Annotated in this window: 4 protein-coding genes; all 4 read left to right on the plus strand. The window is 31.4% G+C overall.

The genetic code is table 11. From position 1 onward, the window contains the following. The first annotated feature begins 259 nt into the window (after positions 1 to 259). Positions 260 to 973 carry a GntR family transcriptional regulator gene (locus OCV55_RS13455; protein WP_032089599.1) on the plus strand — a complete coding sequence of 238 codons (714 nt, stop codon included), beginning with the start codon at positions 260 to 262 and terminating at the stop codon, positions 971 to 973. Between the two features lie 237 nt (positions 974 to 1,210). Continuing rightward, positions 1,211 to 2,515, plus strand: coding sequence for a PTS sugar transporter subunit IIC (locus OCV55_RS13460; RefSeq protein WP_147580878.1), 1,305 nt, complete (start codon positions 1,211 to 1,213; stop codon positions 2,513 to 2,515). Positions 2,516 to 2,592: 77 nt separating this feature from the next. Continuing rightward, the gene (locus tag OCV55_RS13465) at positions 2,593 to 3,471 is read left to right on the plus strand and encodes a MurR/RpiR family transcriptional regulator (RefSeq protein WP_032090165.1); all 879 of its coding nucleotides are present in this window, start codon (positions 2,593 to 2,595) and stop codon (positions 3,469 to 3,471) included. 2 nt (positions 3,472 to 3,473) lie between these two features. After that, a partial coding sequence (locus tag OCV55_RS13470) for a type I phosphomannose isomerase catalytic subunit (RefSeq protein ID WP_317233036.1) occupies positions 3,474 to 3,696 on the plus strand: 223 nt, incomplete at its 3' end.

Here is a 3,696-nt window from a genome sequence, read left to right on the forward strand (position 1 = left end):
CTACAAGTCGTCGTCAGTGATGGCAAGGATGGAGGAAGTGGTGTAGTGATTCTTTTGAGCGTACGAACAGAAACTTGATATAAGGCTAAATGGTGGATGAGATTGCATTACAAATCGAAGTCCAAAAGGTAAACGTAAAACCAAGACGTTGTAAAAGTTAGAGGATTAGTGAATTACATAAAAATAACCTTCTTGTTAAAAAGTCCGTGCAAATTTATGAAAAGTATGGTATTTTTAGTTATGGCAGGAGGGATAGTCTATGGTTAAATATATTGATATCGCAGATGATATTAGAAGTAAGATTTTTGATAAAAAATATACATATGGACAAAAACTCCCTTATGAATATGTATTATGTGTTGCTTATCATTGTAATAAAGAAACAATGAAAAAAGCCTTGGATATATTAGTGAAAGAAGGATTGATTGTAAGAAGAAGAGGGGCAGGAACTTTTGTAAAGGATTATGATGCTTCTTCAGAAGATGCAACTCAACTTAAACAATCAGGATTGGGTTTAACACGAAAATTAAAAGGCAAAGGTGAATTAAAAAGTGAAATTATTGAATTTTCGGTTATACCGAGTGATGAGCATATATCTAAAAAATTACAAATAGAAGAGGGATCCTTTGTCTATCATATTATTAGAAAAAGAGTATTTGATGATAAACCGTATTGTTTAGAAATCACATACATGCCTATTTCTATTATTCCAAATTTAAAATTAGAGCATTTGAAAGGCTCGATATACCAGTATATTGAAAAAGAATTAAAATTAAAGATACAAAGTACGCATAAAACTATACGTGCTCATCTATCGAGTCCGTTAGAACAAGAAAATTTGGGATTGAAGGAATATGAACCATATATTGAAGTTGAACAAACGGCATATTTAAGTAGTGGGATTATCTTTGAATATTCATTTACGAGATATCATTACAACAATTTTGAACTTCAAACAGTAACGGTTCAATAGCCAAAAAACATAAAAAAACGCTGTCTAAATGATAGCGTTTTCTTTTTTTTACAAAAAAATCAAAAAAATAACCGTTTTCAAAAACGTTGAAAAACCCTTATTTTATGCGGCTTTTTTAAAGATTATGTTTTTTTAAATTAAAAGTATGGTACTTTTAATTTAAAAAAACATTGACTTTTATTTGCATAATAGATTATACTATTAGTGTCAAAAAAATATTTAAGGGAGGAAAAATTTATGGACAAAATGGCGGATGTCTTAGGTCGCGCTGGTGCATGGTGCGGTCAAAACAAATATTTATCTGCAATTAAAAATGCGTTCCAAAACTTCATGCCTTTAACAATCGCTGGGGCAATCGGGGTTTTATGGTGTAACGTATTAGTTAACGACCAAACAGGTTTAGGATTATTCTTCAAACCAATCATGGCTTTAGATTTCTTAAATCCTGCATTCCAAGCCGTTAACTTCTGTACAATCAGCTGTATCACAGTTGGTATCACTCTTGGTATCGCCCAAGAAATCGGTGTTTGGAACATGGGAGCTGAAAAAGCTGGTTACATTCCAGGTTTAGTAGGTTTAGCTGCATGGTTATCAGTTACAAACACTTCACACATGGTAGAAGGAGCTAAAGAAGCTTTCACTGGTATCGCTGGTAATGAATTAGGAGCTACTGGTTTATTCACTGGTATGATTATTGGTGTATTATCTGTTGAATTATTCTGCTTCTTCGAAAAACAAGATGCATTAAAAATTAAAATGCCAGAACAAGTTCCACCAGGAGTTGCTCGTGCATTCGAAGTTTTAGTACCAGCTACTATTACTTTAATTATCACTGCTTGTATTGGATCAGCATGTTATAACTTAACTGGTTTATACTTAAATGATGTTATCAAAAATGGTATCCAAGGTCCTTTAGGAGCTGTAGGTGCTACAATTCCAGGTGTTATGATTATCTATTTAGTAATCATGTTATTCTGGTTAGTAGGTATCCATGGTAACAACATGTTATCTGCAGTAAAAGAAGCATTATTTACACCATTAGCACTTGAAAACGTTGAAAAATTCAACAAAGGTGAAAAACCAACAAACATCATCAACATGTATTTCTTACAAATGTGTGGTGAATTCGGTGGTTCAGGTGTTACTATCGGTTTAGTAATCGCAATCATGATCTTTGGTAAACGTGAAGATAACAAAGCAATCGCTTCATTATCATTAGTTCCAGGTTTATTCAACATCAATGAAACAGTTACATTCGGTATTCCAATGGTATTAAACCCAATCTTAGGTATTCCATTTGTATTTGCATGTTTAGTAACTATCTTAGTTGGTTATGTATTAACAGTTATCGGATTCTGTCCAGTTGCATGTTTAACAGTACCTTGGACAACTCCACCAATCGTATTTGGTTTCTTAGCTACAGGTGCAAACGTTATGGGTGCAGTAACTCAAGCAATCTTAATTGTTGTTTCAACAGTTATCTATGTACCATTCTTAATTGCATACGAAAAATACCAAAACAAACAAGCTGCAGAAGCTTAATAATGAAATTGACAAGGATACGTTGTATTCTTGTCTTTCATTGTATATAAAGGTACAATGGATTTAGAGGTGAGAATATGAGTCTATTATCAACAATTGAATACCAAAATGGTTTTAGTGATTTAGAAAAGAAAATAGCAGATTATTTAATTGAACATAAAGAAGATGTGATTCATATGAATCTTAAAGAGTTAGCAGAAGCAACTTATACTTCAACAGCAACAATTAGTCGTTTTTGTAAGAAATTGGGAGAAAAAAATTTTAATGACTTTCGTGTTCATTTTGCCGAAATAACTCAATCTCAAACATTCTCTACAATAAATTTTAATAAGCCATTTCTTCAAGATAGTTCGAAAAATGAAATTTGTCATAATGTTGGAGAAATCTATAAACAAACCATTGAAGGAACTAATCAAGTTCTTGATATGAATGAATTAGAAAAAGCAGTGGATTATATTGATAAAGCAAACATCATTGATTTGTTCGCGGTAGGAGATTCTTTTTTATCAGCATTAATGTTTGAACATAAAATGACTTATGTCAATAAGCTTGTTAACTTGAAAATTATTCCTACAGAGCAAACTCAACAGGCTTTGTATACGACTAAAAATTCAGTAGCGTTAATTATTTCCTATTCAGGACAAACAAATGAAATTAAACCTATTGTTGAACGTATTAAAATAAATGGGGGAACCATTATTGCAATCACTTCTTTAAATGATAGTTATTTGAGAATAAAAGCAGATATTTGTTTAACAATGTGTTCAAAAGAAAATATTATTAATAAAATTGGAACATTTTCTTCTAAAATAAGTAGTGATTATATTATAGATTTAATCTATTCCTTACTCTTTAAAAAGAATTATCAAGAATTACTTATTAAAAAAGTATCTATGAATTTAGATTGGGATGAAAGAAGAAATGAATCAACACATGAAAAAGGAAAAGGAGAATAGTGATGGGACATATTTTATGGGTAGAACCTGTATTTAAAGAAATGATTTGGGGAGGAAACCAACTTAAAGAAAAGTATGGCTATGCTATACCAAGTGATCAAACTGGAGAATGTTGGGCACCTTCAGCTCATCCTAATGGTGATAATAAAATCAAAGAAGGAGAATTTAAAGGTCAAACACTTTCAAAAGTCTTTGATGAACATCGTGAACTTTTTGGAAATATCA

It is taken from the genome of [Clostridium] ammoniilyticum (genome assembly GCF_025566905.1).
Taxonomy (GTDB): domain Bacteria; phylum Bacillota_I; class Bacilli_A; order Erysipelotrichales; family Coprobacillaceae; genus Faecalibacillus; species Faecalibacillus intestinalis.